Origin of the sequence: Pseudonocardia sp. KRD291 (assembly GCF_019263595.1) — a bacterium.
In the GTDB taxonomy this organism is placed as follows: Bacteria; Actinomycetota; Actinomycetes; order Mycobacteriales; family Pseudonocardiaceae; genus Pseudonocardia.
The window spans coordinates 1-4,773 of the sequence record NZ_JADQDD010000393.1 but is presented as its reverse complement, the minus strand read 5'-3'; the positions used below and the strand labels follow the sequence as shown (position 1 = coordinate 4,773).

The following is a 4,773-nucleotide window of genomic DNA, read 5'->3' as shown; positions in this document are numbered from 1 at the left end:
TCAAACCAAAAAATTCATAGCTCGACACACTGTTGAGTTCTCAAAAGACACCCGCACACCAGACCACCCGCAAGAGCAGCGCCAGTGACGAACACCAGTAACCCTAAACCACACACCGACAACCGAAATCATCGGGGGGTCTCACCGGGTTGATCAGCGGGCCTGTTGACCGGCCCTCTGTGGGGCCGTTCTGTCCGGCGTTCTCGCTGACAGAGAGAAAGTTACAGGGCGGTGTCCGGCAGGGTCAAACCGGGGTCCCTTAAGGGGTCCGGCCGGATACCTGCGCAGGTCAGCGCGCTGATCGGGTCGCGTGAACGGCCGAAAACGGGCCTCTGAACGGCTTTCGGACCGATCACGGGTTCTTGTGACGCCGGGCACTTCATGATCGTCCCGGATTGCGGGCGGAAGCCCGCGCCGCACCGTCACCACATCAGGGGGGTAACCCCGGTGCCCTCGCGTGCGTTGTCCGGTGGAGTGCCCTTCGTCGGGCCCTGCAAGCGCGTCGGGGGCGAATGCGCGTCGCGGTCCGGCGGAGGGCTCTCCTCGTCTCCCCCTGTGTGTCCGGGGGTGCGGGTGTCCGGGATCAGGGATCAGGGATCGGCGCGCAGCGTGCACAACGCGATGTCCCCCAGCTCCCGTTCCAGGTCCGGACGATCCCGGTACCGGTCGGCGCAGGCCAGCTCGTTGACCACCGCGACGGAGCCGCGCACGAGGATCCGCGCCGTCGGCTCATCGAGACCGGGGCGCTCGGCCCGCACCAGCCGGACGACCTCGGCGGTGTGGTCGACCCGGTCGCGGCGGGCGGTCCGCACGCCGTCCGGGGGCAGGTTGGGCACCTCCCGCACGAGCATCGCCATCGTGTCGCCGTGCCGGAGCGCGAACGTGACCAGGGACCGCAGCACCCCGTCGAGACGTCCGGCCGGCGCCTGCTCGGTCACCAGGACGTTCTCGACCTCCAGCTCGAGCCACGCCACGCCACGGTGGCAGGAGGTGGCGAGCAGGTCCGCCTTGCTGTCGAAGTAGCTGTAGACGGTCGGGCCGGTGACGCCCGCGGCGTCGGCGATGTCCTCGATGCTCACCCCGTGGAAGCCCCGCAGGCGGAACAGCCGGTTGGAGACCCCGATGATCGCCTCCCGCCGGGACGCCCGGTCGGCGAGCGTTGCGATGTCGGGGGCCCGCGGGCGGCGCGGTCCGCCGGAGCCGGTCACGCCGACGTCGGCGCGACCGGCGCTCGTCAGCATCGCGGTCAGGGCCCGGCGCCGCCGCGCGTCGGTGACGCCCCGGACCCGGTAGGTCGACGGCGACGCCGCGACGGCCAGCATCGCGCGGCCGAGGAACTCGGCGTCGGCGGGTGCGAGCTCGGTCCGGACCGCGCGGATCCGGTTCCCGAGCTCCTCCACCAGCACCGTCCACCGCGCACCGGTACGGGCCCGGTCGGGTTCGGGGAGGTGGCGGGCGTCGCGCTGCAGGATGATGCCGAAGTAGCGGTACTCCACGGCCGCGCGCGCCAGCCCACAGAGGGTTCGGGACAACAGGTCGGCCGGATCCCCGCCCTCCGCCGCCGCCTTCTCGAAGAGATCGTCGACGATGCCGGTCCCGGCGTCGACGACGGCGGCGAGCAGCGCCTCCTTGCCCGGGAAGTGGCGGTAGAGAGCGGGGCCGGTGATCCCGCTCGATCCGGCGATCTGCGACATCCGGGCCCGGTGGTAACCGAACTCGCTGAAGACCTCGGCGGCTCCGCTCAGGATCTCCTGACGGCGGTCGAGGACCGCGCCGCGCACCTGCTCCCCCATGGGGGTATTAAAGCCAACGGCACCCGGGTTCGCGCGGCGGCCTCGCAAATCTGCGTGCCACCCGTCGACCTGCTTCCGGACTCCGACGCGGCCAGGTCGCCGACGTTTCGCTGAGGTCACGACCGGGGTACGGACGGGACATGGCAAACACCTACCGCGTGACCGAGATCGTCGGCACCTCCCCCGACGGCGTCGATGCCGCCATCCGCGCCGGCATCGGCGACGCCTCCAAGACCCTCAAGAACCTGGACTGGGCCGAGGTCACCGAGATCCGCCTGCACCTGGAGGAGGGGTCGGTGGAGCACTTCCAGGTCGGCCTCAAGGTCGGTTTCAAGATCGAGGAGTGACCGACGGGGTGTGGGCCGGGATGTTCTCCGGCCCACACGCCGTGGCATCCGGGTGACGTCGATTCGTTGATCACTCGGTCGTCCTCCTGCGTGCCAGGATCATCCGAGGGCCGTGACCGGCGTCACGGCCCTCGAACCGTCCCCGTACGCAGGAGGCAACGTTGCCCGTGCACCCCGAAGCCCAAGGACTGCTCGACGCGCTCGCGCAGGCGGGCATGCCACCGTTCCCCCAGATGTCGGTCCCGCAGGCACGCGCCGCCGCGGCCGGGTTCCTGGACCTGCAGGGCGAGGCCGAACCCATGGCGGTCGACAGCCGGAACATCCCGGGGCCCGGCGGCGACATCCCGGTCCGGGTCTACACCCCCGAGGGTGCGGGTCCGAAACCACTGGTCGTCTACTTCCACGGTGGCGGCTGGGTGATCGGCGACCTGGACACGGTGGACAAGCCGGTCCGGATGCTGGCCAACCGCACCGGGGCGGTCTTCGTCTCCGTCGACTACCGGCTCGCCCCCGAGCACGTCCACCCCGCCGCCTTCGACGACGCCTACGCCGCGACCGTCTGGGCCGCGGAGAACGCCGCGTCGCTCGGTGCCGACGCCGGCCGGCTGGCCGTCGCGGGCGACTCCGCAGGTCGCCATCTCGCCGCCTCGGTGGCGCAGGCCGCCCGGGACCGCGGTGGGCCCGCCCTGTCCGCGCAGATCCTTCTCTTCCCGGTCACCGACTTCGACTTCTCCACCCCGTCGTACTCGGAGAACGCCTCGGGCTACCTGCTCGAGCGCGGGTCGATGGAATGGTTCTGGGCGCACTACCTCGGTGCGCAGGACGCGGCGGGTGACCGCTACCTGTGCCCCGGCCGCACCGCCGACCTGACGGGGCTGCCGCCGGCGTTCGTCGCCACCGCGGAGTTCGACCCGCTGCGCGACGAGGGCGAGGCCTACGCGGCCCGGCTCTCCGAGGCAGGCGTCGAGGTCACGGCCAAGCGGTACGACGGGATGCTGCACGACTTCCTCTGGACGCTCGGGGCGACGCCGTCCGGTGCCGGGATCGTGGACGACGCGGCCGCCGCGCTGAAGGCGGCCGTCAAGGTCTGACCCCGCCGGCACCCCGGCGGGCACCGCGCGACGGACGGACGCGCGACGACGTCCTGCGATCAACCGCCCGGGTGGCCTACCGTTCTGACGATGACCACCCCGCCGCGACCGTCGGCACCGGTGCCTCCTCCGCGCCGGGAAGCGGCGGAGACGGACGCGGAGCAGGACGGCGACCAGATGAGCGACACCCCGGACACCGGCCCCGCCGTCGGGCCCGACCCGTCCGGCGTCGTCGTCACGTCCCAGGCCGGTGCCTTCCCGACGACCGCGCCCGACGGCACCCAGGCCCGGCAGATCCCGCCGGCGCTGGCGCTGGCCACCGGGCTGGCCTGGCGCGGGCTCCTGCTGGCCGCCGCGCTGGCCGTGTTGCTCTGGGTCGTCGCCGAGCTGTCCCTGCTGGTGGTCCCGGTGGTGATCGCGCTGATCCTGGCCGCGCTGCTCAGCCCGGCGGCCCGGCTCGTCGGGCGGGTCCCGCACATTCCGCGGGCGATCGCGACCGGGCTGGTGGTGATCGGCGGGCTGGCCGTGTTCGGCGGGATCCTGTGGGGTGTCGTCGCGGCGTTCCTGAACGGTCTCCCGAGCCTGTCGACACAGCTGGGGCAGAGCTTCGTGGCGTTGCAGGACTGGCTGTCCACCGGCCCGCTGCATGTGGACAACCAGCAGCTCGACACCGTCACCCAGACCGCGCTGAGCGAGTTGCAGCGCAACCAGGCCGAGCTGGCCACGAACCTGCTCGGCGCCGTCGGCACCGCGGGCGAGATCGCGACCGAGACGCTGCTGACACTGTTCGTGCTGGCCTTCTTCATCCACGACGGCGCCAAGATCTGGCGGTGGCTGCTCTCCGCGATCCCGCAGGCCGCCCGCACCCGCTCCGACATCGCCGGCAGGCGGGCGTTCGCCTCGCTCGTCGGCTACACGCGGGCGATCGTCGTGGTCGCCGCCGTGGACGCGGTCACCGCGGGCGTCGGGCTGTGGCTGATCGGCGTCCCGCTCGCCGTCCCGCTCGCCACACTGATCTTCTTCGGTGCGTTCGTCCCGACCCTCGGCGCCGTTGTCACCGGCATCGTCGCGGTGCTGATCGCGCTGGTGACGGGCGGTTGGGTGGACGCGTTGCTGGTGGCGGGGCTGCTGTTGCTGGTGCAGAACATCGAGGGCTACATCCTGCAGCCGCTGCTGCTCGGACGGTCGGTCAAGCTGCACCCGCTCGCCGTCGTGCTGCCGATCGCCGGCGGGTTGATCCTCGCCGGGATCCCGGGGGCCCTGCTCGCGGTCCCGCTGGTCACACTGGCCGACGCCGGCATCCGCTCGATCAACCGCGGGTCCGACAAGTGGATGGTCGACCCCACCACGATCGACCCGCTGGACCCGCGTTCCGCACGGCCGGACAACCACCCCGAGGCCGCCGGGTCGGTGTGACGCCGCACGGCGACGCCCGACCGGCACGGGCCGTCGGCGGGCCTGCGCCGGAGCGCGGATCCGGGCCGGTGCTGACATCCTGGGCCGGTGCGGGCCACTCGAACGATGCTCGTCGCGGCGTCCGCG

At 72.1% G+C, this 4,773-nt stretch carries 4 protein-coding genes; 3 read left to right on the top strand and 1 reads right to left on the bottom strand.

What is annotated here, in order from left to right; genetic code table 11:
- Positions 1–590: 590 nt before the first annotated feature.
- The gene (locus I4I78_RS30500; RefSeq protein ID WP_218614972.1) at positions 591–1,793 is read right to left on the bottom strand and encodes a TetR/AcrR family transcriptional regulator; all 1,203 of its coding nucleotides are present in this window, start codon (positions 1,791–1,793) and stop codon (positions 591–593) included.
- 140 nt (positions 1,794–1,933) lie between these two features.
- Between I4I78_RS30500 and I4I78_RS30495 the strand changes: the two genes are divergently transcribed.
- From I4I78_RS30495 to I4I78_RS30485, 3 genes are all read left to right on the top strand, one after another.
- Positions 1,934–2,140 (top strand): dodecin, encoded by a 207-nt coding sequence (locus I4I78_RS30495; protein WP_218614971.1) that lies wholly within the window; start codon positions 1,934–1,936, stop codon positions 2,138–2,140.
- Positions 2,141–2,307: 167 nt separating this feature from the next.
- Complete coding sequence (locus I4I78_RS30490) at positions 2,308–3,231, top strand: alpha/beta hydrolase (RefSeq protein ID WP_308252453.1); 924 nt, start codon at positions 2,308–2,310, stop codon at positions 3,229–3,231.
- Positions 3,232–3,321: 90 nt separating this feature from the next.
- A complete protein-coding gene (locus tag I4I78_RS30485; RefSeq protein ID WP_226380743.1) occupies positions 3,322–4,647 on the top strand; it encodes an AI-2E family transporter in 1,326 nt (441 codons plus the stop codon).
- The last annotated feature ends 126 nt before the right edge of the window (positions 4,648–4,773 follow it).